A 23,802-nucleotide genomic window follows, 5' to 3' on the forward strand; every position below is an offset into this window, starting at 1 on the left:
TGATGGAAGATTTACAAAAAGAGCCGCGTCAGCGGTTTTTGGCGTTGGATACATCGACCGCAGTGATGGCAGCTGCGATGATGGAAGATCATGCGCTTCTGGAAGAACGCAATGAACGGGCTGAGCGTAACCATTCGGTACACGTTGTACCGGTGATGGAGCAGCTGCTGGCCGCTAGCAACACACAGCCTGGGCAACTTGACGGCATTGCCGTTGGCGTTGGCCCAGGCTCGTACACGGGCATCCGCATTGCGGTGACCGCGGCGAAGACACTGGCCTGGGCGTGGGACATCCCCGTAGCCGGGGTGTCCAGCCTTCAGGCCATCGCCTGGGGCGGCTGGCACAGCGGCCTCGCCGCCAAGGCAGAAGCTGCGGCAGAGGATGCCGCAGCAGGGGCTGGCGGAACGCCATCCGCGGACCAGGGCAGCACCTGTGCTGCCCCTGTCCACTGGATCGTTCCGCTTGTGGATGCACGGCGCGGTCAAGCGTGCACCGCGCTGTTTGCCTCCGCCGGGAGCGATGCGCCCCGGCGTCTGGCGCCTGATGCCATCCGCAAGATGGACGGATGGCTGGAAGCTCTCGCCGCCCGTATGGCGGAGGCAGCGCCGGAAGAGCGGCCCGCAGCCGTCTGGATCGTCGGCGAGACGGGCCCTCATGCTGCGGCAGCGGCGGAGCTTCGCTGCCCCGCAGGAACGGCGCTCCAGCTCGTACCTTATGAGCTGGAAGGCCGCTGGGTTGGGCGCCTTGGCGCCGCCGCGCTGCTTGCAGGTCAGCGTGATGACGTGCATGCGCTGGTGCCAAACTACACCCAGCTGTCTGAAGCGGAAGCCAATCTGCTGCGCAAAGGCTAAAGGGGGAGGGGAAGCAGATGGACAATGTGGCGAATAATAAGCAGGAAGCAACGCTTCAGTTCAGGTTCATGACACTCGCGGATATTCCCGATGTGATGGAGATTGAACATGAGGCCTTTACCCTGCCCTGGACGGAAGAAGCATTTCAAAATGAATTGACACACAATCATTTTGCTAAATATATGGTGATGGAATTGGAAGGCAAGGCCATTGGCTATGCAGGTATGTGGACAATCATGGATGAAGCCCATATTACCAATATTGCAGTCAGAGGCGCGTATCGTGGACGCAAGCTTGGCGAAAAGTTACTGGATGAATTAATGAGCACAGCGGCTTATCTCGGGATGGAACGAATGACACTGGAGGTCAGAGTCTCGAACAGCATTGCTCAGCGTTTATATCAGAAAAAAGGGTTTGAATCGGCGGGTCTTCGTAAAGGGTATTACTCCGATAACGGGGAAGATGCGATGATTATGTGGGCGAACTTGCCGTCTGCAGGCCGGAGCGGCGAAGAGGAAGGAAGCGTACTGGATTCATGAACGAACTTAATGAAAAAATAAATTCTGCACCATCCTACATTTTGGCGGTGGAGACAAGCTGTGATGAAACATCGGTAGCAGTAGTCAAAGATGGACGGGAAGTGCTGTCCAATCTGATCTCAAGTCAGATCGAGACGCATAAGGCATTTGGTGGTGTTGTACCTGAAGTGGCTTCACGCAAACACGTTGAAGTCATTACGTTGATGCTGGAACAGGCGATCGAACAGTCCGGCATTCGTCCACGTGATCTAAGTGCTATCGCCGTGACGCAAGGTCCGGGGCTGGTCGGAGCACTACTGGTGGGTATCGTTGCAGCCAAAACGATGGCGATGGCACTGGGCAAACCGCTCATTGGCACACATCATATTGCGGGGCATATCTATGCCAACCGACTTACTCATGAACTGCAATATCCAGCGATGGCACTGGTCGTATCTGGTGGACATACAGAACTCGTGCATATGGAATCCGAGGGCAAATTCAAACTGATTGGTCGTACACGTGATGATGCTGTAGGCGAAGCGTATGACAAAGTAGCACGGGCACTGGGTTGTCCTTATCCGGGAGGCCCGCATGTGGACCGGATGGCGTCTGAAGCGGAGGATGTAGTGCCATTACCACGGGTATGGCTGGAAGCAGGTTCGTACGATTTCAGTCTCAGTGGTCTGAAGTCTGCTGTACTGAATGTGCTCAACCAGGCCAAAATGCGCGGAGAAACCTTGGAGCCGTCTGCGGTTGCACGTGGTTTCCAGGAAGCTGTTGTTGAAGTACTGGTGGAGAAAGCGGTTAGAGCAGTTCGTGAATATGGTTCACGTCAACTGTTATTATGCGGTGGTGTTGCAGCTAACCGGGGGTTACGCTCGGCATTACAGGAGCGATGCACGAAGGAAGGGCTTGAACTGTTAATCCCGCCAATGGAATATTGTACGGATAATGCGGCCATGATAGGAGCAGCTGCGTATCTGAAATGGCAGCGGGGAGAAATTGCTGAATTTGATGCGAAGGCAGATCCGGGACTTTCTCTGGAGGAATGGTCCGTTCAATCTGTATAGTAAGGCAGTTTGAGATTAAGAGTTGACAGCTGGGATGTAAAGAATGTATATTTAGTTACAAATTTAAACAGGAATTCAGATTCCTGAACTGATAAACGCGATGAACAGGAATAGTAAGGTCAATCCCGGTCTTAGAGAGCTGCGGTATGGTGCAACGCAGTCGAAGGAAACCTGAAACTCACCTGGAAGCGGAACGATGGAACACGGTGACTCCCTGGGAGAATCCGAAGGCCGATTATGGCCCAAAGTACATGGTTACGGGTTGCCTCCGTGAATGGGCCGTTGTCGGTAGGACCGTTATTACAAGGATCAACTGACGATAACTGAGGGGGCTTTCAGGCTGCTTTAAGTGATCCGGATATGCGAAAGCATTCAGGGGTTGTCTTGAATGAACAGGAAGGAAGTCAACAAGAGTGGTACCGCGAAGGTGAACAGCCTGTCGTCTCTTGCATTATTGCATGAGGTGGCAGGTTTTTTTGATTTTCAAAATAAGGCTGAATGAAGTTAGGTCATATTATAAATGTGATGAACGGGAGCAGTAGAATGATAAAGCGCTCAGAGAGCTGCGGGGTGGTGCGACGCAGTGGCTGGAATCATTCGAATCTCGCCCGGGAACGGAGCTGTGGAAGCGTGGGGACGATATCAATCGCCCAGTTGTCCTGATGGACAACAACATGTGTTACACAGCAACGGTTAACCCCCGTTATAGGGTGTTTCTCCGAATTCCAGTGGTGTCGTGCGTGTACGTACATCCAGCGAATCGGAGACGACGAGGTGGATGGAGTCCGGCGCAAGCCTGGCCCATCAAGCGAGAGTGGTACCGCGGAGGGGATAATAACCCGCCGTCTCTTATATGAGATGGCGGGTTATTTGTGTTTGCTGCCGGCAGCAGGGTGGGCATGGGAAGAACCATATGGAGATTGAAAAATCAGAAGGTCAGGGTGTAAGTCGACGTACACTCTGTCATGAAGGTAAGCAGGATATACAACGAACGAGTAGTGAACATTGAACAACAAGTACAGGCACTAAACATTCAACAGGTATTAGTGATCACCAAGGACTAAGCTACAAACAACATACACGTTTACAAACAAAACATATAACAACAGGGACGGCGATCAGCGGGTGTTCTGTGGCACGTGGATCGTAACGAAAATATTTATAAAAATTTGATGGAGGTTGATGGATATGACAACAACTAATAACAAACGCATGATTGAGATTTTTGATACAACGCTGCGTGATGGAGAACAGGCACCAGGAGCAAGTCTGCAACCCGAGCAAAAGATTGAACTGGCACACCAACTGGCTTCTCTGGGTATCGACGTCATTGAGCCTGGATTCCCGATCTCCAGTCCAGGTGAGTTCGCGGCGGTTCAGGCGATTTCGAGACAGTTGCAGAACGTGGAGATCTGTGGATTCGCGCGTGCGGTCAAAGGTGATATCGATGCAGCAGTTCAAGCAACAGCGGATGCAGCACGTCGCCGAATTCACCTGTTTATCTCTTCTTCGGATATTCATATTGAGCATCAACTACGCCGTCCGCGCAGTGAAGTGGTGGCTACCGCTCGTGAGATGGTATCTTATGCACGCCAGTTCACGGACATCGTAGAGTTCACAGCGATGGACGCTGCCCGTACCAAGATGGACGATCTGATTGAAATGGTTGAAGTCGCCATTGAAGCTGGAGCGACCATTATTAATCTGCCGGATACGGTCGGATATGCCCTGCCACATGAGTATGGCGAGATGTTCCGCCGGGTGCGTGAGGGTGCAAGAGGTGGCGATCAGGTTCGTTATAGTGCTCACTGTCACAATGATCTTGGCCTGGCCGTAGCCAATAGCTTGGCTGCGATTGCCAATGGTGCTTCTCAGATTGAAGTGACCATTAATGGTATCGGAGAACGGACAGGGAACTGTGCACTGGAAGAGCTGATTATGGCGCTGGAGACTCGGGGAGACGCAATTGGTGCAACGACGAACATTAAGCTGAATCAGCTGTATGAGACTTCACGTCAGATTAGCCGTGCGATGCACTTCCCGATTGCGTACAACAAACCAGTGGTGGGACGTAATGCATTCCAGCATGAATCCGGCATCCATCAGGATGGTCTGCTGAAGAATCGGAGCACCTATGAAATTATGGACCCGGAAGCGCTGGGTATTCCACGCAGCATGATTATTTTGGGCAAACACTCCGGTCGTCACGCCCTGAAGGATCGGGTTCGCAAATACGGTTTTGAGCCGGATGAGCAACAGATGGAGCAATTGTATGAGGTGTTCAAAGAAACCGCAGACCAGCAAAAAGTGGTCAGTGACGACCAGTTATTACAGATGGTTAGCCAGACCATGAATATTCCTGCACAGGATTATGAATTGGTTGAATTGCAGGTGACGGCCGGCAGCATGACGGATCGAATGGCTGCCGTTCGTATTCGCACAAGTGCTGGAGAACAATCTTACTCCGCTGTTGGCGGGGGACCCGTGGATGCAACCATCCGTGCGATTGGTCAGAGCATTTCCGATGATATTGCATTTGTAGATATGGAGATGCATGCCTTGAGTGGTGGAGAGGGTGCAAGTGCAGAAGCTGTAGTTACCGTGGAGCGTGCAGGACGTGAGTTCCGGGGAACAGCAACACATAATGATATCGTCATGGCTGCCGGTTTGGCTTATGTAGCGGCTTGTAATGCTGCTGGGCTGAAGGCCGAGTCTTCCGAACATCATGAACAAGAAGCGCATGCGTAAAATATCTTCTGCCAGATCGCATCTACAGCGGCAATAGTAGCAATTGCAATTCGTTGTAAATATGCATGGCATATAGTAAATAAATGACGGGCAGGCCTTGAACGACAAAGGTCTGCTTTTGTCTTATTATGTAGGTACATTGATGAGTGGAATGATGCATTTGTCAAGGTGTTATTATAGTTATCCACATATCCAGTGTAATTTGTGGGTAACTATCCCAAAGCCAAACCAGCATAGTTTTCGAAACGAAAAGGGTTTAGGGGATAGAATGACTCCTTACTATCCACAAAGTTGTGGATAAAGTGGATAACTTGGTGGATAAATATGGTTTTTGTGTGTAAAAGGCTATTCTACCGCTGTATAATTAAGCTTATTAATGTGCTTGCTATCTTGCTTTCTTGTGGATAAGTGTAAGGGACAGGGGGATAAAAATATTTCTCTTCATTCGAGTAAATTTGACAAAAGTCAAAACAGCTCCCCTAAGTAGAGTTCATTCTCAAGGAACATAAAGAAGATAGGGTGCTTAGCTTCAATACGCATCCTCAACAAACAAAAAGCTGATCCCAATAAGGAATCAGCCGGTGGTACTACTATAATTGTATGACGCGATCAAGCCATGGTCTGAGTCTGTACTATTCGTACTATTCCATAGCTAGTTCTTCCCAGTCCTCGTAGGCTTTGGTGAGTTCTGCTTTGTGTTCCTCCGATTGTTGCTGGAGTTCTTGCAGCTTCATATAATCCTGATAGATTTCAGGCAGAGCCATCTGTGCCTCAAGTTCGGTGATCTTCGTTTCCAACTCTGCAATCTGTTGTTCCAGAGCTTCCTGCTTGCGTTGTCGGTTGCGCTCTTCACGCTTCGCCTGTTTTTCCGCTTCGAATGAAGCCGCTCCGGATTTTTCGGTTGTGGCTGTGTTCAGATCGGATTTGGACGAGTTCTTGGACGAAGCCTGACGTGCCTCAGCAGCTTCACGTGCGATGTCCTCAAGCTCCTGTTTTTTCTCCACATAATCATCGTAATTACCGAGATATTGCTCTGTGCCGCCTGGATGAAGTTCAACAATGCGTTCAGCCATTTTGTTGAGGAAGTACCGGTCATGGGAGATGAACAGCAGGGTGCCTTCATAATCCATTAATGCCGCTTCCAGCACTTCTTTGGCAAACAGGTCGAGATGGTTCGTAGGCTCATCCAGAATGAGCATGTTGGCTTCCTTCAGCATCAGCTTGGAGAGAGACACACGTGCCTTCTCACCGCCGCTGAGGGAGGAGATTTTCTTGAGCACATCGTCACCGCTGAACAAAAAGTTCCCCAGTACGGTCCGAATGCGTGCTTCTTCCATCCCGGGATAGGCACTCCACAGTTCTTCCAGAACCGTGTTGGATGGATTGAGCCCAGTCTGTTCCTGATCGTAATAGCCGATCTGCACTTTTGTTCCCCATTGGATCTCTCCGGTTACCGGACGTAAACTTCCTGTAAGACACTTCAGCATGGTGGATTTACCAATACCGTTCGGTCCAATCAAAGCAACCGTTTCCCCACGCCGCAGATCGAAGGATACATTGCGGAATAATGGAGAAGCCTCGTCATAAGCGACAGACAGCTGATCCACTCGAAGCACTTCCTTGCCTGACATAACGGCGGTTTCGAAGGAAAAATGGGCTTTTTTCAAATCTCCCATCGGTTTATCAAGCCGCTCCATTTTGTCGAGGGCTTTGCGCCGGCTTTGCGCCCGTTTGGTCGTCGAAGCACGTACAATGTTTTTCTGAACAAAATCTTCCATCTTGGAGATTTCGCCTTGCTGTTTCTCATATTGCTTCATCTGAGTTTCATATTCGGCAGCTTTGAGCTCCATATAACGGCTGTAATTGCCCGTATATTTTTTGGAGCGGTGACGTTCGATCTCAACGATGGTTGTTACAAGTCGATCAAGGAAGTACCGGTCATGGGATACCACGAGCAGTGCGCCTGAATAACCTCTCAGATAATCTTCCAACCAAGTGAGGGTGGCGATATCGAGATAGTTGGTAGGCTCGTCCAGCATGAGCAGATCGGGTGCCTGAAGCAAAATACGAGCAAGCGCAAGGCGTGTCTTCTGCCCGCCGCTCAGAGTAGCAATGGGGGTGTCTGGCGAAAATTCGCCGAATCCCATTCCGTGCAGTACGCTGCGAATGCGGGTTTCCATCTCATAACCGCCATGGTCCTTGAACCAGTCGGAGCGTTTCGCATAACGTTCCAGCAGGTCAGCATACTTTTTCTCATCTTCCATCTGGGCAGGGTCGGCAATATCACGTTCCATCTGACGCAAATCGGCTTCAGCCTGTGTCAGGTGAGCGAAGACGTTCATCATTTCTTCCCAGATGTTACGGTCGGATTGTAGCCCGCTGTTCTGAGCGAGGTAACCGAGCGTCGTTTCTTTGGACTTGAAAATCTGTCCTCCGTCATAGGACATTTCACCGGCTACAATTTTGAGCAAAGTGGATTTCCCTGCACCGTTTACACCAACGAGGCCGATGCGCTCGCGTTCTAATATTTGTAAGTTCACGCCGTCCAGGATTGGATCGACACCAAAACGTTTGATAATTCCGGATACTTGCAGCAGCATAAAATTAAGTTCCTCCATAGGTCCAGTTCTTGATATGACAACTATATCCCAGTTTACATGAAATACAGAGCAATTGCACCGATTGGGAACGCATGGGGCATGTAGTCTTTTTGATCAATCAATGATAAACTGAAAGAAGGCATGTTATTACATGAGGATTTTGCAGAAAATGAATCATTTTAACCATTCAACAAGATGACAACTGGTCATAACATATAAATTGTTTTTAATGAGAGCTTTTTTCTACCTTCCCTATCAACAGGAGGTTATTCAAGGATATGCAGGATCATGCGGAACTGAAAAGTCAGCTTCGATCTAGACTGAGACAGAGCCGTGATTTGATGGATGCAAGCATGCATCAGCAGGCGATGACTAAGATTAACGCTGGAGTGAAGCGGGAGCTGGAGCGCCTTAGACAGGCCAAGAGCAAGGTTGTGAACAGACCACTCGTCATATTCAGTTATTTGTCCTATGGAAGCGAAGCGTCCACAGCTTTTCTGTTTCAAGAGGGCTGGAATCATGGAGATGTGATGTTTGCACCAAAAGTGTTGGCGAATCCACCTCGAATGGAGCTACGGCGAGTGACTGGAGAACAAGATCTGGAGCCAGGCATATGGGGGATACCGGAACCCAAGGATTCCTGTGAAGTCCTGACGCCTGATGATTGGCCGGATATCGATCTCATATTGGTACCGGGGCTTGGTTATGATCTCCATGGCGGGCGTATTGGTTATGGTGGCGGTTATTATGATCGTTTTGCCGAGACGCTTGCAGCAACCTGTGTGATGACGGGCAAGAAACCGTTGATGGCTGCGATGGTATTGCCGGGTCAGCTACAGGAGGAGATCCCGATGGACCTGCTCGATCTGCGGATTGATCTGTTGATAACAACCGAAGGTATATTACATATCGAATAAAGGGTTGTGATGTGATTGAGTTCAGAAGTGAACAACGGCCAGGCTTCCGGTGGTAAACTGACCCATTTTAATGAACAGGGGCGGGCCCGGATGGTTGATATCTCAGGTAAGGAAATTACCGTACGTACGGCTGTGGCTGTAACCAAAGTGACGATGAATCCAGATACACTGGAAGCGATTCGGGAGGGCCGAATTGGCAAAGGTGATGTTCTGGCTGTGGCTCAGATTGCCGGGATTCAAGGCGCGAAGAAAACGTCGGACTGGATTCCGATGTGCCATCCGCTGGCACTGACGGGTGTGGATATTCGTTTTCATGATAACGGAGTGGATGAATTACACATTGAAGTTACTGTCAAAACCGAAGGCAAAACGGGTGTTGAGATGGAGGCGCTCACGGCTGCCTCAGCTGCAGCACTGACGGTCTATGACATGTGCAAGGCCATGCAAAAAGATATGATTATCGGTCCAACCATGTTGAATTCCAAGAGTGGTGGCAAAAACGGTGATTACAGCCGATAGGCAATATTTATTTTCATAGAGGAGAAGGGTGATCTTTATGGTGTGGAGAACAGCAATCCTGACAGCCAGTGACAAAGGAGCCCGCGGGGAACGTGAGGATACGAGTGCACAAGTCATTCGGGAGCTGGTGGAAGAAGAGCTGGGTGGTCAAATCGTGGAGTACCGTATCGTTCCGGATGAACCCGATGAGATTATTGCGGCTTTGATTGAGATGACGGATTATTTTCACGCCGATCTGGTGCTGACTACCGGTGGCACGGAGCTGGCCATTCGTGATATTACTCCGGAAGCGACCCGGCGCGTAATTGAGCGGGAAGTTCCCGGGATGGCAGAGGCCATGCGGTACAGTGTAATGAGCAAAAACCGTTCTGCAATGCTGTTCCGCGGGGTATGTGGCATTCGTGGACGCACGCTGATTGTTAATCTGCCAGGTACACCAAAGGGTGTGCATGAACATCTGGCGGCCATTATGGATCAGCTTCCGGAAGCGCTGCTGATGGTTACGGGTCAGTTCAAGCAATAATCGAGCACGGACTCTGGGGCAAGATATCCGATTAGCCATGAACCGGTGTTAGATTGTTCTAGTGACATCTCTTATCTTATTTGTGAATTTTGCGGGTTATGTAAGTGGTTACATCTATGGTATGATGGGCTTAAATTAAGAACGCAGCAGAGACATCTATGAACATCTGGCCGAGTATGCGCATCTTCGAAGCTTGAGACGAGGAGGAATATCAATGTTTAGTTCCATTGGACCAACGGGCTTTATTTTGCTGGCCGTGATTGCATTGTTGTTGTTTGGACCCAACAAACTTCCGGAACTGGGACGTGCAGTTGGGCGTACCTTCCGTGAATTCAAAGAGGGCGCTCGCGAGATTATCTCTGAGGATGACTCATCCAATCGCAAAGAGCAGGAGAAAGCGAAACCGCTGGCGGCTGAGAGCACACCTGCAGACAAGCCTGCTGATAAACGCCTGCCGGAATAATCTTGACGGCAATGAAAGAGAAATCCCTTCCTGCCGGAAGGGTTTTGTATTTTAAGCTGGCAATAATGGGGGGCAGGCATGACGCAGCAAATGGAAGAAATGTCGATTACGGAACATCTGAGCGAGCTGCGGAAGCGGCTGATTTATGTACTAAGCATTTTTGTGCTGGGACTGATTGCAGGATTTTTTGTGGCGGACCCGGTATACCAATATCTGACCAAGGCAGAGTCGGCAAAAGGTTTTGTATTACATGCCTTCTCGTTCTGGGACGGGATTGGCATCTATATGAAGATTGCAGGGTTGTTCTCACTTATTATTACGCTGCCGTTTACGGTGTATCAGATCTGGAAGTTTGTTAGTCCAGGGCTAAAGCCGCGCGAGCGAAAAGCGACGCTGAAGTATGTGCCCTATGTGTTTCTTTTATTTCTGACAGGTATGGCTTTCTCGTATTATGTTATTTTTCCGATGGCACTTGCCTTCACAACAGCGATAACGGAGAAGATGGGGCTTGTGGAGACCTACGGGATGAAACAGTATTTCAGCTTCCTGTTTGGCATTGTGCTACCTGTGTCCCTGTTATTTGAACTTCCTTTACTTATTATGTTTCTGACAGGACTGAGGATTCTGAATCCAATTCGTCTTCGCAAGATGCGCAGAGTCTCTTACTTTGTTCTGATCTTCATTGCAGTGGTCATTACACCTCCAGACTTTATTTCCGATCTGTTGGTGATGATTCCTTTGCTCCTGTTATATGAGATCAGTGTGTTATTATCCGCAATCGTATATCGCAAGCAGCTTGCAGCCGATGAAGAGATCGAATCCCGCTACGTTCGTGCCGAGGATAAGAAACATGCGGGCTGAATGGGATAAGCTGTGATGTGCCCGGAAAAGACGGTATGTTCTTATCCGGGCTATTTCTGTAGACTGTCGACCAACACGACAGGACAAGCAGGCATATTATGTTCAACAATGGATACAATGGGGAAGGGACTGTCTGTTAACGTTGCAGAAGGGTTAAACAATTTCGTAGAATAAGATTAGTGAATTGCAACATAGAACCAGGCACAGCGGGTGTAATTTGGCTATGTTTGTGTAAATTCAACGTAAATTCTCGCAGGAATTCGTCAAAAGGACTTGAAATCATGCTTCAAGTTGAGTATCATAAAGTTGGTTGTTAGCACTGAACACTGTCGAGTGCTAATACATATGGCTACAACCTACAATGTAACGTTATATAATTTCAAAAGGAGGCTATTTTTCATGATCAGACCTTTAGGTGAACGCGTATTGGTAGAACCACTGGAGCAAGAACAAACAACTTCTTTCGGGATCGTACTCCCGGACTCCGCCAAAGAAAAACCGCAAGAGGGTAGAATCATTGCAGTTGGTGCTGGAGTATTGAAAGACGGCGTACGTGTAGCTCTGGAAGTGAAAGAAGGAGATCGCGTTATTTTCTCCAAATATGCCGGTACAGAAATCAAATTCGAAGGTAAAGAATATTTGATTATGAAAGAAAGCGATATTCACGCGATTCTCGACTAATTCAAATTTAATCGGATAACCGAACCATATAGCACTACCATTTTTCAACAAAAACTAGGGAGGTTTTCTTAACATGGCTAAAGACATTAAATTCAGTGAAGACGCTCGTCGCTCCATGCTTCGTGGTGTGGACGCATTGGCTAATGCAGTAAAAGTAACACTCGGTCCTAAAGGCCGCAACGTGGTTCTGGAGAAAAAATTCGGAAGCCCGCTCATCACTAACGATGGTGTAACCATTGCTAAAGAAATCGAACTGGAAGATGCATTCGAGAACATGGGTGCACAACTGGTTAAAGAAGTAGCAACAAAAACCAACGATGTTGCCGGTGACGGTACTACAACAGCAACTGTATTGGCGCAAGCGCTGATCACAGAAGGTCTGAAAAATGTAACTGCAGGCGCTAGCCCAATCGGTATCCGTAAAGGGATCGACAAAGCGGTTAAAGCTGCGGTTGCTGAATTGCAATCCATCTCCAAACCAATTGATTCCAAACAATCCATCGCACAAGTTGCAGCAATCTCTGCAGCTGACGAAGAAGTAGGCGAACTGATCGCTGAAGCTATGGAAAAAGTGGGTAAAGATGGCGTTATCACTGTAGAAGAATCCAAAGGATTCGCTACAGAGCTTGAAGTGGTTGAAGGTATGCAATTCGACCGTGGATACATCTCTCCTTACATGATCACTGATACGGACAAAATGGAAGCTGTTTTGGACAATCCGTACATCTTGATCACAGACAAAAAAATCTCCAGCACGCAAGACATCTTGCCATTGCTTGAGAAAATCGTTCAACAAGGCAAACCGCTGGTATTGATCGCTGAAGATATCGAAGGCGAAGCACTGGCTATGCTGGTTGTGAACAAATTGCGTGGTACATTCAATGCTGTAGCTGTTAAAGCTCCAGGATTCGGTGACCGTCGTAAAGCAATGCTGCAAGACATCGCTGCCCTCACTGGTGGCCAATTGATCACGGAAGAACTGGGTCTGGATCTGAAATCCGCTGTTGTGGAACAACTGGGTACAGCTCGTCAAATCCGTGTAACAAAAGAAAACACAATCATCGTTGACGGTGCTGGTAACAAATCCGATATCGATGCACGTGTTAGCCAAATCCGTACACAATTGGAAGAAACAACTTCCGAGTTCGACAAAGAGAAACTGCAAGAGCGTCTGGCTAAATTGTCCGGCGGTGTAGCAGTAATCAAAGTTGGTGCGGCTACTGAAACAGAATTGAAAGAACGCAAACTTCGCATCGAAGATGCCCTGAACGCAACTCGCGCTGCGGTTGAAGAAGGTATCGTATCCGGTGGTGGTACAGCGCTCATGAACGTATATAGCGCGGTTGCGGCTGTAGCTCTGTCCGGTGACGAGCAAACAGGCGTAAACATCGTCCTACGTGCTCTGGAAGCACCAATCCGTACAATCGCAGCTAACGCTGGCGAAGAAGGTTCCGTAATCGTGGAACGTCTGAAAAAAGAACAAACTGGCGTAGGCTTCAACGCTGCAACTGGCGAGTGGGTTAACATGATCGAAGCTGGTATCGTTGACCCTGCGAAAGTAACTCGTTATGCATTGCAAAACGCGGCTTCCGTAGCAGCAATGTTCTTGACTACTGAAGCAGTTATCGCTGACAAACCAGAACCAGCAGGTGCTGGTGGCGGAATGCCTGACATGGGCGGTATGGGTGGAATGGGCGGCATGATGTAATAAAGGTGTAAAAACCTTTAAAGCATCATGTGCCTGGCAGAGTGAATTCTCGTTACGATGTGACAAGAATTTGTGAAGCAGTCACTGTTACAAATTATAAACAATACAAAAACCACTTCTTAATTAAGGAGTGGTTTTTGTATTGTTGAGTATTTTTATAATCAAAGTTAGTATCAAGAGATATGGAGGGCATATATCATGAAACATATTAGAAAAATGATATTGGCAGGTTTAGTGTCTGCTGCTGTTATCATCTTAATCTATAATTTCACTTCTGATTCCGAACGAAAATTTGTAAAAGTAAATGAAGCTAGTGATACTCCATTAACTACATTCACAGTAATTAATAATGAGGATTTCGCAGGCACTACAAATACGCATCAGTTTGATATTCCAACAGGGTTTAGTTATGTGAAAGTGAGTTTTAAAAACACGGGTTCGAAACACTTCACGTTTACGATCAATGAAGGATCTACTAGTGGAACCGCGATAACGTCTGGCAGTGTTCCAGCAGATGGGAAAGAGCATACATATTATAGTGACAAAGCATTGTCGACGGGCTCGTATTATGTAAGTACCTCTTCTGCGCAAGGGATGTCGGGCATATTGGATGTTTCTCTTGGAACTGATGTTAATTAAAGATTCGGTAATTCGCTCTAAATGTAGATTTGAAGCCCTGTGATTGAAACCTCGTTCCTATGGTTTCGTATGTACTGTGATACATAGAGAGCTTATCAGTAACGACTTGAGGAGGAAATGATTTGAGAAAGGGTACAAAGTGGACATTATGGATTCTGGGCTTGATGCTCGCTGCAATTTTTATCAACTTCTTTATGAATCTATATAGCTTTGCTTATGCACTGATTACTGTGCTTATACTTGCCTTTATGGGGTGGGGATTCTTAGCAAAGTTAAAGAATGACGTTCGGCAGCATGAAGATTACCATAGAAGAGAGCATCAGTCTGCGAACGATGACATCGATAGATACACCAGGTAGAATTCAACCAACCTATCGTACTTAGCACGTAGCATACATGAGAAGTTATAAGAAACTTGCCCTGAAATGATTAAAGGCTCCCGTGAGGGAGTCTTTTTAATGGCTAATCTTGTAAAAAGGAAGTAGTGATGTTTTCTTCTATTGCTAAACAGATAGTTGTTAAGTAAAATAAACATATGAACAAGTGCTCATATATTAATACATAAAACGATATTGGGGATGATACATATGTACGATGTATTGGTTATCGGTGCTGGGCAAGCAGGCTTGGCAACAGGTTACTATCTTCAGCAGTCAGGGTTAACCTTTTTAATCGTTGACGCTGCCTCACTTGTCGGGGAATCTTGGCGTAAACGGTACGATTCATTGCGTCTTTTTACCCCACGAATGTATGATGGGTTACCGGGAATGCCGCTTAGTGGAAATGAAAATGGCCTGCCAAGCAAAGACGAAATTGCAGATTATTTTGAAGGTTACGCCAAGCAAATGCAGCTTCCTATAAAGTTAAACTGTGTAATCTCCCGTCTCTCGAAGCAAGATGAGGTGTACTATGCTGAAACCAATGATGGAATGATTGAAGCGCGCAATATTATCGTTGCGACGGGACCTTTCCAGACCAAGAATGTTCCTCATTTTGCGAAAGCATTATCCGAGCATGTGATTCAGTTTCACTCATCAGAATATAAAAAAATCTCTCAATTGCTTCCTGGAACAACAGTAGTTGTAGGCGGAGGAAATTCAGGTGCCCAAATTGCTGCAGAGTTAACATCAGATGAACAACAAATCGTATACATATCCATAGCTCGAAATATAACCTTTAGGCCTTTGCATATTATGAAACGAAGTATATTCTGGTATTTTGAAAAGCTCGGAATATTACGTGCAAGTGCAGATCGTATGGTTGGAAAATGGTTGAGAAATCAGCCTGAGTACGTATATGGCTATGAGTTAAAGGAATTGATGACCCAGGGAAAAGTTAACATGCGCCCACGTGCCGTTAATGCAATAGATGACCGCATCCTATATGAGGATGGTAGTGAAACACGAATAGACAATATTATCTGGGCGACTGGGTTTAAGCGAAACGATAGTTGGATCGATATCAATACTGCTATTGATGCCCAAGGTGTAATTATACACGAGAGAGGCGTATCACCGGTTGCTGGACTGTACTTTGTAGGGCTACCTTGGCAAACATCACGAGGTTCAGCATTGTTGGGATGGGTCAAGTACGATGCTCAGAGAATCGTTAGTCATATCAAAGGTAAGTCACATTAAACTATATAAATTGAACTAATCATTTACACGATAACGGAGAGGACAGAAAAAACCTGAAAAAGCAAAGCGTTCGCCTTTATCCCCGGATTTTCCCCTTCGGAAAAGGAATCAAAAAAATCTGGGGATAACAGCGATTGGAAGGTTATTCTGTCATCGTAGTGTCTGTGTAAATAACTTTAGTTCAACTTATATAGATTAGATATCAGGAATGATTAGCGAATATCATAACTCACATTTTTGGGTATATTACTAAAAGGAGGGATTTTATGAAATTATTTAAATTGCCATTGATTCTTTGTATTATATTAATTGTATCTATTTTGTCAGCTTGTGGTGCGGATGATAGGTTACACGGAAAGAGCGATAACTGGGATGTTTCTCTACAGAGATCAACAGGGAGCTATAGTATTACTTATATAGGTGATGAAAAGCGTATAAAAGATTTTGTGTTTGACCTTACCGGCAATAATATAGAACAACAGGGGAAAGCGCTTGAAGAACAAGGGGTACCATTCAGTATGTCGGGAACGGCTACTGAGGCGGAGAAAACGAAAGACCCAATTACTTTTAAAATGAGTTGGAACAATCAAAGCGAGATTGTAACTTTTGAGTAACTCTCGCATGCGGGAGGTGTTCATCATTGGTTTGGTGGCAATTACTGAATCATTTCAATAGTACATTTTACACGAAAGGCCGTTCCTTCATGGAGCGGCCTTTTTGCACAATCGCATCTTATTTCGCAACAGTTATTTCAAAAGTAGAGTGCTCAGAATCCTGTACGCTGAAGCGATATTCTAATCCGTTGCGAACCGTCGCTCCATCAAAATCAGACTGATTCACATCACGATCCAATAGACCGATATCCTGGATGACATCTTGTGCATCGTTATACGTGTACTCACTATTGGTTGTGAGAATGAGTGTGGCGATAGCAGTCATAAAAATTCCACCTGTTGGTTTACGCGTATCACCAGTTCCGTACAACCTGACTTCCTGTATGCTCTCATCTGCATTCACTGCACCAACCAAAAGCAACTTGTCATTGAATACATACTCGAAAGTGCCAGTGCCCTGCTCGGAAGAGTCTTGTATACTCAAGCGGGTAATACTCAACCCATTCAGTCGGTATTTGCCTACGGCGCCATTAAACTTGTTTTTAAATTCATCGGTAGTCATGTGGAGGCCAGAAAGTTTAATCTGGGGTGAAGGGGGCTGATCTATTTCAGGCTGAGTAGAGTTCGAAGATAAAGTCAGCATCCCATACAAACCTATTGAAGCAATTGCAAAACAGGCCGTCGTAAGAAAAATATATCTGATCGGCAACCTATCACCTTTGCGAATAGATAAGATCATCCCAACAACAAATCCCAAGAAAGCGATCAAGCCAAAAATGAAGAGAGTAGTAAACAGATATTGCAAAGTCTCACCTCGTAATAGAGTAATAGCTGGTACAAATCTTTCTTGCACCTCATTCATTATAATGTTCCCATGACAAAGTTCAAACTCCCACTATTCACTGCCCCAACAAAAAAAAGCACTGCCGGCATGCTGCCAGCAGTGCTTGCTTAATGTTATACAGGTCTTACCGTAAAGGTGAAGTGGTACGCGCGGTTGGCTGGCAAGGTGTATTCGGCATGGGTACGTGCGCCCCAGCTGTCATCTCCGCCAACACCCATTTGTTTGTAATTGATGCGGGCGACAGTCTGTGTGCTCTGAGGTAATTTGTACACATGGTCGTTTGCTTCCAGTTCCTCCGGTGTCCACGGCAACGCATTAATTTCAAAGGGTATGGTGGCTTCAACATGAAGGCCAAGCTGACCATCCGCTGACTTAACTTCAGCAAAGCGTACATCCGTTTTGTTACCACACTCTTGTGGTTTCAGATATGGAACAAATTGATCTCGAACCGCACCTGTGTAATAGCCGAGACGTGCACTGGTTAGACGGTCAGCATAATTGTCATGCGGGCCTCTGCCGTACCAAGAGATTGTATCCAAGCGGTTATTCAGTTGCAGCAGCATACCGAATTCCGGTAGATCAGGTAAGCCTACGCCTGGAATAAGGGTTTGACTGATTTCCAATACACCATCCGCATCAATTCGGTATGTGATGGACAGCGTACATCCCGGATGTTGATCCCACGTATAATCGGTCGTTACGAGAATGACTTGCTCGTCTACATGGTGCTCGAAGCGAATTAATCTGCTGGTAGCGTGAGCATCTCTCCAGAAGGCAGAACGCTCATTCAGGCGGTTCCCCATATCATTGTCTGTCATGGCTCTCCAAAAATTCGGCCGGACAGGTGCGAGCAATTGCTCCTGATTGTTGATTTGATAGGATGTTAATGCGCCAGTAGCTGGATTGAAGCTCAACGTGACTTGGCCTGTAGTCACTTTCAATTCATCTTGCAGATCCTGTACCTGCGGCGCATTGCCTTGCTCTTGGTGTACCGCTTGGATTGGCCGCAATCGCGGAGATACCACGAATTGATCCCAGGCAATCTCATGACCTATTCCTGCCCATTTGGTTGCCACTTTGGTGACCAGAGATACAGTCAGCACCGCTTCCTTGAACAAATCGGATGATGGCGTGTACGGGATACGGACTTCAACCGATTCGCCAGGAGGTACTGCGATATCCAACGTGCCGTTCTCTACGGATACACCATCGTGTGTTACTGTCCATACGAGCGAATATTCGCTCAGATCCGTGAACAGGAACTGGTTTTTGATACGAAGCAGGCCGTCTTTGATATCAACGGTTTCCATACGAACGTTCTGATAACATTTCTTCACTTCTTCCAGCTTCGGTGTAACTGTCTTATCCGCCAGAATCAGTCCGTTCCCGCAGAAATTGCCATCATGAGGAGATTCACCGAAATCGCCGCCATAAGCAAAATATTCTACACCGTCTGCCGTAGTGGTACGAATGGACTGATCGACCCAGTCCCAGATGAATGCACCCTGCAACACATCATATTTATCGAACAAATCCCAATACAGATGCAAACCTCCACAAGAATTACCCATGGCATGGCTGTATTCGCAGATAATATAAGGTTTCTTCGGACCCTTCATGCGCGCGTATTGCTCCACATCTTGTGGGCTGATATACATCGTCGATTCAATGTCACTTGCCGAATCGGAAGGGCGATAATGGAAGGTACCTTCGTAATGAACGAGACGGGTTGGATCGACTTGTTTCAGATAATCGTACATGGCGATGAAGTTATCGCCGCCGAAGGATTCATTACCCAGAGACCAGATAATAACGGACGCATGGTTTTTGTCCCGCTGGAACATCGAGTTACAGCGATCTATTACGTTATTACGCCATTCCGGCTTGCTCGCGGGAATATTGTTTTCATTCATTTCCTTTTGCCCATATTCCCAGGTACCGTGAGTTTCCAAGTTCGTTTCGTCAATGACATAGAGGCCATATTCATCACACAGTTCGTACCAGAGTGACTGATTCGGATAATGGGATGTACGCACCGCGTTAACGTTATAGGACTTCATCAACTCGATGTCACGGATCATGTCTTCCCGTCCAATGGCTCGACCCTTATCCGGGGAAAATTCATGACGATTGACGCCTTTAAATACAATGCGTTTGCCATTGATTTGCATCAGGCCGTCCTTCAGTTCAAACTTACGGAATCCGATCCGGCTACGGACTGCTTCCAGTGTTTCGCCTGATTCGTCCTGAATGGACAGCACAAGTGTATACAGGTTAGGGGACTCAGCGCTCCATAGTAGCGGCTTCATAACCTCTGCTGACAACTGGAATGAAAGTTCATCCTCGCCCTGGAAAGTAACGGCTGCAGTAAGTGGTTGCTTCAGCACTGTCTGCTGTTGTGCATCATAGAGCTGCGCCTGAACGGACAATTCGGCAGGGGTCTGCGCGGCATTATGATTAATTAATTTCAAATCCAGCAGTAGCTCCGCATCCTGATACGCGTCATCCAGTTCAGTACGAACAAAGAAATCGGCGATCTGAACCGGTGAAGGTGAATGCAGGTATACACCACGGAAGATGCCGCTTAACCGCCAGAAATCCTGATTCTCCAGCCAGCTCGCATCACACCAACGGTATACCTCCACAGCCAGCTTGTTCTCACCTTCGGTCAGATATGGAGTGATATCAAATTCTGCGGGCGTGAACGTATCTTCGCTATAACCGACCAGCTCCCCGTTCACCCATACATAAAAGGCAGATTCAACGCCCTCGAAGTGCAGCAGGACAGGCCGGTCTTTCCAGTCAGTAGGAACCGTAAACGTGCGGATGTACGAACCCACCGGATTATAAGTTGTTGGTGCAAATGGTGGCTTCAATTCAGGTTCACGCTCGACCCACGGATACGTCATATTTGTATAGTGGGGATAATCGTAACCTTGCAGCTGCCAGTTGGAAGGAACGGCGATCTCGTCCCAGTCACTGGCATCATAGTTGTTCTCATAAAAGGATGTAATCCGTTGCTCCGGTGTCTCCGCAAAGGCAAACTTCCACTGACCATTCAGTGATTCGTACCATGGCGATGCGCTGGAATCATTGGACAATGCTTCTGTTATAGATGGAAACGCTACCATAGAAGCATGTGCGGGTAGACGGTTTACTTGAAAAGTCTCGGGATTATTGTTCCATTCCGGGTATCCATTTGCCGGAGGGGTGTGTACCAGTTTCTTTCGCATAACAGCAACTCCTTCTGAAATGTTATAATATTGTCATTATAGAATTGAATTGATACTTAGAGAATAAAGAATATTGCCCATATATATCACAATATGAAACTAACGATGAAGAAAGTGGTGTACTGGATGGATACCCGGATTTTTTTTGGTAAAACAGAAGAAGCTGCTCGCCTGCCGATCTATATGACCACGGTTGGTTACTGGGAACACCAATATGAAACTGAGCGTCCAGAGGGATTCCCGGATTATCAGATCCACCAGATTATTCATGGTCAGGGGAGACTGATTATACAAGAGGACGAGTATATCGTCGGACCGGGTGACGTTTTCTTTCTGTATCCCGATGTTCCGCATCGATATATGCCCATCAGTGACCGTTGGGAACTGGCTTGGGTCTCGTTTCAGGGGAGAGAGGCTAGCCAGTTATTATCTTATGCGGGGATAACCGGTTCACGCGTATGCAGACTCAGGACAGCAACGCTGCTACGTGGCCTGGAGCAACTTCTGGTTAGAGGAGAGAATGGCGGTGATACGGATTACGCAGATTACGACGTGGAATGCTCCAAACAATTATATGCCCTGCTGCTGGATCTGAAGCCACTGCTCATCGCATCCGCCAATTATAATGATGAACTGGAGCGCTTGAAGCCTGTGCTGCGTTATATCGCAGAGCATCTGGATCGTTCACTGTCGCTGAAGGAACTGGCCGATGTGGCTGTGGTATCTCCCCAATATTTGTGCAGGCTGTTTCAGAGGGCACTCCACACCAGACCTGTATTTTACGTGAACCAAGAACGGATCAATCGGAGCAAACAACTCATGTTCAGTGAGAGAGAGCTTCGAATATATGAAGTGGCTGATCGGGTGGGTTACGAGAATGCCAGTTATTTCTGTGCGATGTTCAAAAGGCATACAGGCATGAGTCCAGAGCGTTTTCGCAAACTGCACGGACTGAATTGATGGAGTTACAATTTTAGTGCTCCACTTGCGGTAGGAGCAACAGAGTACACTTCACTTAAATGACATGCCAGATACACCTTCATCCAACCCTCGGAATCGTTCAGATCAACACCTAGAATCTCCTCTATTTTGCGCAGGCGCAGGTACAACGTATTGGTATGAATATGCAGACGTTCGGCTGTGGCTTGCACAGATCGATTCGCGGCAATGTAGGTTTTGAGTGTGAGTTCAAGCTCTCCTGATTTTTGCTGTTGAAGAGGGGACAGAATTTCGTGAATGTAGTTCTCGATATCGGAAGGTTCCTGGTTCAGAAACAAGCGATTGATCCCGATTTCTTCGTAGAGCATCAGGCCCGCTTTGTTTTGTTTCAGCAGAAAGGACAACGAGCGTGTAGCCTCGTCATTGCTTTTGGACACATACTCAAGCCCTTGATACAGTCCACCGATGCCGATAGATAGGGCAGGAGTCTTAGAGGTGGTCCATTTCTCCACAGCCGTTTCCAGCCTGCTGATGATCCAGTGTCTGACCTTGGGCTCGGATGCCGCAGCCAGAATCGTAATTTTGTGATGTGCACTGAACAATAGATGTTCGCGGGTGCCCAGCTCCTTTTCGATAAATCCGATCAACTTGCGCACCCAATTTTCAGTTGTTTTCATGTCGGGATGTTCCCCATAGAGCTGCAATTGAGCGACGAACAAGGACTGATGGGCTGGCAACTGAAAGCTGGAAAGTCGTGCCTCCAACTGCTGTGGTTCTCTATATTGCACGAGATCGCTAAAGAAATCATGGTTTTTCCGATAGGACATCTCGGTGAGTGAGTAGGTATTCACCATCTCCAGCATCACAATAGCTCCGCCTTGTTCCAAAATCACATGATCCAACTGACCTAACGGATGATCTAATTGGATGGCAAAACAGCCAAGCACCAGAGATCCGTTCACAATGGGATAGAGGTAATAATCGCTATGATCCGTTCCACCGGACAAGGTGATGGGGTTAAACTGACTGTCCAGAGCGGTATAGATATCGAGCTCACTTAGCAAGACACTTTCCGGGATGAGCGGGTACCAGTCATTTCTCGCCATGTCCACATAATAGGTGGGAAGTTTCAGCATCGACCCAACCGTCTCAATGATATGTCCGAGGCTCACATGTTCAATGGAAAGTGCCGTGAATTGATTATGAATTTCATTGCGGCTAACGAGATATCGGTTCGTCTCCAGCAGTTCTGAATACATGGTGGCGTTGGAGATGGCAATGGCTGCCTGATCCGCAAATCCCTGCATTACATTCAGATCATGTGGGGCAAATCGTCTGTTTTGTTCAAATTGGTATACCAGCATTACACCGATTTTGTGAGTATTCATTGTCACGGGAACGGCGATAAGTCCTTTTGCCATAATACCGTCAGGCAGTGAACTTACAATGATATCCGCATTCTCCTGACTAACATTGCCCATATCTTTAAAGGCATCATCCGGTGTGCTATACATTCGGCCAATGCCTTCCTCGTATACTTTTCCCGTAATGCCCTCATCCAGCTCGCCCTGATATTGATACACGCTATCCTGAAAACCGACTTTGGCTCTAGGAATCATCTTGCCAGAGTCCGGATCAACCATCATGAACAGTCCGCAGGAAAGGGAGGGGATGACATGGAGCGCATTCTCCATGATTTTGAGTAACAAATCGTTCAGCTCCAGGGAACAGGTCAGCTCCCGCAGTCCGGTCAACCATCGATCATTGTGTGCACGTTCCTTCTCAATCTGTTGCTTCAGCAGTCCTTCCCGAATCAAAGACTCCAGACGTTCACTCTGTAGCAGGGTAAGTTGTTTCTGGGTATCGATAACCACACGAATGTTGATGTTAGACAAAAAAACAAACGTGTACCTGAGAATCTTCCAGGATGACTCAATCTGTTCTTGATCTGTATATTCAGGTAACTCTCCTTCACGTAGCCAGTTATTCCACTGGAAATCATATTCATCCTTGATCCAAATTCCGTACGGAACAGACCCAAAGACTTGAACCATAAATGAGCGAACCGCTTCATGAATCATAGCAAACGTACTCCTTTTGTGTTCACATGGCAGAATGCTTACATATATAACATGATCTTCACTATGCTGTGTGATTTATATTTTGTATTGTGTATATCACCATAATTAATATTAGAATGCTGTTGCTATCAACAATGACATTATACATTTGCAACTTATATAATGTCATTAACTTTAACACGATACAATTTCATCGTAGTACAACAGTAGAGCTGTAAATCGAACAGATATACGTAATATTTAAGTTCAACTTAACTTTTTACACGAGAACGGAGAGGACAGAAATAACGTGAAGAAGCAAAGCGTTCGCCTTTATCCCCGGATTTTCCCTTTGGAGAAGGGAATTAAAAAAA

The 23,802-nt window shown here is 46.9% G+C and carries 19 protein-coding genes and 2 other annotated features; of the genes, 15 read left to right on the forward strand and 4 right to left on the reverse strand.

Annotated features, from left to right (window positions below):
- Window positions 1–2: 2 nt before the first annotated feature.
- From tsaB to MHI48_RS06845, 4 genes are all read left to right on the forward strand, one after another.
- Window positions 3–851 (forward strand): tRNA (adenosine(37)-N6)-threonylcarbamoyltransferase complex dimerization subunit type 1 TsaB, encoded by an 849-nt coding sequence (tsaB, locus tag MHI48_RS06830; protein WP_405144606.1) that lies wholly within the window; start codon window positions 3–5, stop codon window positions 849–851.
- 17 nt (window positions 852–868) lie between these two features.
- Window positions 869–1,390 carry a ribosomal protein S18-alanine N-acetyltransferase gene (gene rimI / locus MHI48_RS06835; protein ID WP_036668955.1) on the forward strand — a complete coding sequence of 174 codons (522 nt, stop codon included), beginning with the start codon at window positions 869–871 and terminating at the stop codon, window positions 1,388–1,390.
- A complete protein-coding gene (gene tsaD / locus MHI48_RS06840; RefSeq protein ID WP_017690086.1) occupies window positions 1,387–2,442 on the forward strand; it encodes a tRNA (adenosine(37)-N6)-threonylcarbamoyltransferase complex transferase subunit TsaD in 1,056 nt (351 codons plus the stop codon). The genes rimI and tsaD overlap by 4 nt, the downstream gene beginning before the upstream one ends.
- Window positions 2,443–2,533: 91 nt before the next feature.
- Window positions 2,534–2,892: a binding site (T-box leader), on the forward strand.
- Window positions 2,893–2,958: 66 nt separating this feature from the next.
- Window positions 2,959–3,295: a binding site (T-box leader), on the forward strand.
- A gap of 335 nt (window positions 3,296–3,630) precedes the next feature.
- Window positions 3,631–5,190: a 2-isopropylmalate synthase gene (locus MHI48_RS06845; protein WP_036611270.1), complete on the forward strand. Its 1,560-nt coding sequence runs from the start codon at window positions 3,631–3,633 to the stop codon at window positions 5,188–5,190.
- Between the two features lie 641 nt (window positions 5,191–5,831).
- Here the strand turns inward: MHI48_RS06845 and MHI48_RS06850 are convergent.
- Complete coding sequence (locus MHI48_RS06850) at window positions 5,832–7,790, reverse strand: ABC-F family ATP-binding cassette domain-containing protein (RefSeq protein ID WP_036611268.1); 1,959 nt, start codon at window positions 7,788–7,790, stop codon at window positions 5,832–5,834.
- 278 nt (window positions 7,791–8,068) lie between these two features.
- Between MHI48_RS06850 and MHI48_RS06855 the strand changes: the two genes are divergently transcribed.
- From MHI48_RS06855 to MHI48_RS06900, 10 genes are all read left to right on the forward strand, one after another.
- A complete protein-coding gene (locus tag MHI48_RS06855) occupies window positions 8,069–8,707 on the forward strand; it encodes a 5-formyltetrahydrofolate cyclo-ligase (RefSeq protein ID WP_076209635.1) in 639 nt (212 codons plus the stop codon).
- Between the two features lie 15 nt (window positions 8,708–8,722).
- Entirely contained in the window at window positions 8,723–9,226 is a 504-nt protein-coding gene (moaC, locus tag MHI48_RS06860; protein WP_223869015.1) for a cyclic pyranopterin monophosphate synthase MoaC, read from the forward strand.
- Between the two features lie 37 nt (window positions 9,227–9,263).
- Window positions 9,264–9,749, forward strand: a complete 486-nt coding sequence (locus MHI48_RS06865; RefSeq protein ID WP_017690080.1) for a molybdenum cofactor biosynthesis protein B — start codon at window positions 9,264–9,266, stop codon at window positions 9,747–9,749.
- Window positions 9,750–9,963: 214 nt separating this feature from the next.
- On the forward strand, window positions 9,964–10,212 hold the full coding sequence (gene tatA / locus MHI48_RS06870; RefSeq protein ID WP_036668966.1) for a twin-arginine translocase TatA/TatE family subunit: 249 nt from the start codon (window positions 9,964–9,966) through the stop codon (window positions 10,210–10,212).
- A gap of 78 nt (window positions 10,213–10,290) precedes the next feature.
- Window positions 10,291–11,073: a twin-arginine translocase subunit TatC gene (gene tatC, locus MHI48_RS06875; protein WP_017690078.1), complete on the forward strand. Its 783-nt coding sequence runs from the start codon at window positions 10,291–10,293 to the stop codon at window positions 11,071–11,073.
- A gap of 399 nt (window positions 11,074–11,472) precedes the next feature.
- On the forward strand, window positions 11,473–11,754 hold the full coding sequence (groES, locus tag MHI48_RS06880) for a co-chaperone GroES (RefSeq protein WP_017690077.1): 282 nt from the start codon (window positions 11,473–11,475) through the stop codon (window positions 11,752–11,754).
- Between the two features lie 73 nt (window positions 11,755–11,827).
- Entirely contained in the window at window positions 11,828–13,462 is a 1,635-nt protein-coding gene (groL, locus tag MHI48_RS06885) for a chaperonin GroEL (RefSeq protein ID WP_017690076.1), read from the forward strand.
- 198 nt (window positions 13,463–13,660) lie between these two features.
- Window positions 13,661–14,101, forward strand: a complete 441-nt coding sequence (locus tag MHI48_RS06890; RefSeq protein ID WP_405143522.1) for a hypothetical protein — start codon at window positions 13,661–13,663, stop codon at window positions 14,099–14,101.
- Between the two features lie 587 nt (window positions 14,102–14,688).
- A complete protein-coding gene (locus MHI48_RS06895) occupies window positions 14,689–15,738 on the forward strand; it encodes a flavin-containing monooxygenase (RefSeq protein ID WP_405143524.1) in 1,050 nt (349 codons plus the stop codon).
- A 266-nt stretch (window positions 15,739–16,004) separates the two neighbouring features.
- Complete coding sequence (locus MHI48_RS06900; protein ID WP_405143526.1) at window positions 16,005–16,352, forward strand: hypothetical protein; 348 nt, start codon at window positions 16,005–16,007, stop codon at window positions 16,350–16,352.
- A gap of 118 nt (window positions 16,353–16,470) precedes the next feature.
- Here the strand turns inward: MHI48_RS06900 and MHI48_RS06905 are convergent, their stop codons facing one another.
- Both MHI48_RS06905 and MHI48_RS06910 read right to left on the reverse strand, forming a co-directional pair.
- Window positions 16,471–17,214, reverse strand: coding sequence for a hypothetical protein (locus MHI48_RS06905; protein WP_405143527.1), 744 nt, complete (start codon window positions 17,212–17,214; stop codon window positions 16,471–16,473).
- 95 nt (window positions 17,215–17,309) lie between these two features.
- Entirely contained in the window at window positions 17,310–20,429 is a 3,120-nt protein-coding gene (locus MHI48_RS06910; protein ID WP_405143529.1) for a glycoside hydrolase family 2 TIM barrel-domain containing protein, read from the reverse strand.
- A gap of 105 nt (window positions 20,430–20,534) precedes the next feature.
- Here MHI48_RS06910 and MHI48_RS06915 point away from each other — a divergent pair, with 105 nt between their 5' ends.
- Window positions 20,535–21,389: an AraC family transcriptional regulator gene (locus MHI48_RS06915; RefSeq protein ID WP_235431527.1), complete on the forward strand. Its 855-nt coding sequence runs from the start codon at window positions 20,535–20,537 to the stop codon at window positions 21,387–21,389.
- A 5-nt stretch (window positions 21,390–21,394) separates the two neighbouring features.
- Here MHI48_RS06915 and MHI48_RS06920 read toward each other — a convergent pair whose 3' ends face one another.
- Entirely contained in the window at window positions 21,395–23,449 is a 2,055-nt protein-coding gene (locus MHI48_RS06920) for a helix-turn-helix domain-containing protein (protein WP_076251489.1), read from the reverse strand.
- Between the last annotated feature and the right edge of the window lie 353 nt (window positions 23,450–23,802).

Source organism: Paenibacillus sp. FSL H7-0942, from assembly GCF_045040715.1.
Classification (GTDB): Bacteria; Bacillota; Bacilli; order Paenibacillales; family Paenibacillaceae; genus Paenibacillus; species Paenibacillus amylolyticus.

Excerpts from the sequence above, each read along its gene's own strand:
- MHI48_RS06895 (WP_405143524.1), top strand. The coding sequence starts at position 14,689 with ATGTACGATGTATTGGTTATCGGTGCTGGGCAAGCAGGCTTGGCAACA.
- groES (WP_017690077.1), top strand. The coding sequence starts at position 11,473 with ATGATCAGACCTTTAGGTGAACGCGTATTGGTAGAACCACTGGAGCAA.
- MHI48_RS06915 (WP_235431527.1), top strand. The coding sequence starts at position 20,535 with ATGAAGAAAGTGGTGTACTGGATGGATACCCGGATTTTTTTTGGTAAA.
- tsaB (WP_405144606.1), top strand. The coding sequence starts at position 3 with ATGGAAGATTTACAAAAAGAGCCGCGTCAGCGGTTTTTGGCGTTGGAT.
- MHI48_RS06920 (WP_076251489.1), bottom strand. The coding sequence starts at position 23,449 with ATGATTCATGAAGCGGTTCGCTCATTTATGGTTCAAGTCTTTGGGTCT.
- MHI48_RS06850 (WP_036611268.1), bottom strand. The coding sequence starts at position 7,790 with ATGCTGCTGCAAGTATCCGGAATTATCAAACGTTTTGGTGTCGATCCA.
- MHI48_RS06855 (WP_076209635.1), top strand. The coding sequence starts at position 8,069 with ATGCAGGATCATGCGGAACTGAAAAGTCAGCTTCGATCTAGACTGAGA.
- MHI48_RS06905 (WP_405143527.1), bottom strand. The coding sequence starts at position 17,214 with ATGAATGAGGTGCAAGAAAGATTTGTACCAGCTATTACTCTATTACGA.
- tatA (WP_036668966.1), top strand. The coding sequence starts at position 9,964 with ATGTTTAGTTCCATTGGACCAACGGGCTTTATTTTGCTGGCCGTGATT.
- tatC (WP_017690078.1), top strand. The coding sequence starts at position 10,291 with ATGACGCAGCAAATGGAAGAAATGTCGATTACGGAACATCTGAGCGAG.
- MHI48_RS06845 (WP_036611270.1), top strand. The coding sequence starts at position 3,631 with ATGACAACAACTAATAACAAACGCATGATTGAGATTTTTGATACAACG.
- MHI48_RS06900 (WP_405143526.1), top strand. The coding sequence starts at position 16,005 with ATGAAATTATTTAAATTGCCATTGATTCTTTGTATTATATTAATTGTA.
- MHI48_RS06910 (WP_405143529.1), bottom strand. The coding sequence starts at position 20,429 with ATGCGAAAGAAACTGGTACACACCCCTCCGGCAAATGGATACCCGGAA.
- groL (WP_017690076.1), top strand. The coding sequence starts at position 11,828 with ATGGCTAAAGACATTAAATTCAGTGAAGACGCTCGTCGCTCCATGCTT.
- rimI (WP_036668955.1), top strand. The coding sequence starts at position 869 with ATGGACAATGTGGCGAATAATAAGCAGGAAGCAACGCTTCAGTTCAGG.
- MHI48_RS06890 (WP_405143522.1), top strand. The coding sequence starts at position 13,661 with ATGAAACATATTAGAAAAATGATATTGGCAGGTTTAGTGTCTGCTGCT.
- MHI48_RS06865 (WP_017690080.1), top strand. The coding sequence starts at position 9,264 with ATGGTGTGGAGAACAGCAATCCTGACAGCCAGTGACAAAGGAGCCCGC.
- tsaD (WP_017690086.1), top strand. The coding sequence starts at position 1,387 with ATGAACGAACTTAATGAAAAAATAAATTCTGCACCATCCTACATTTTG.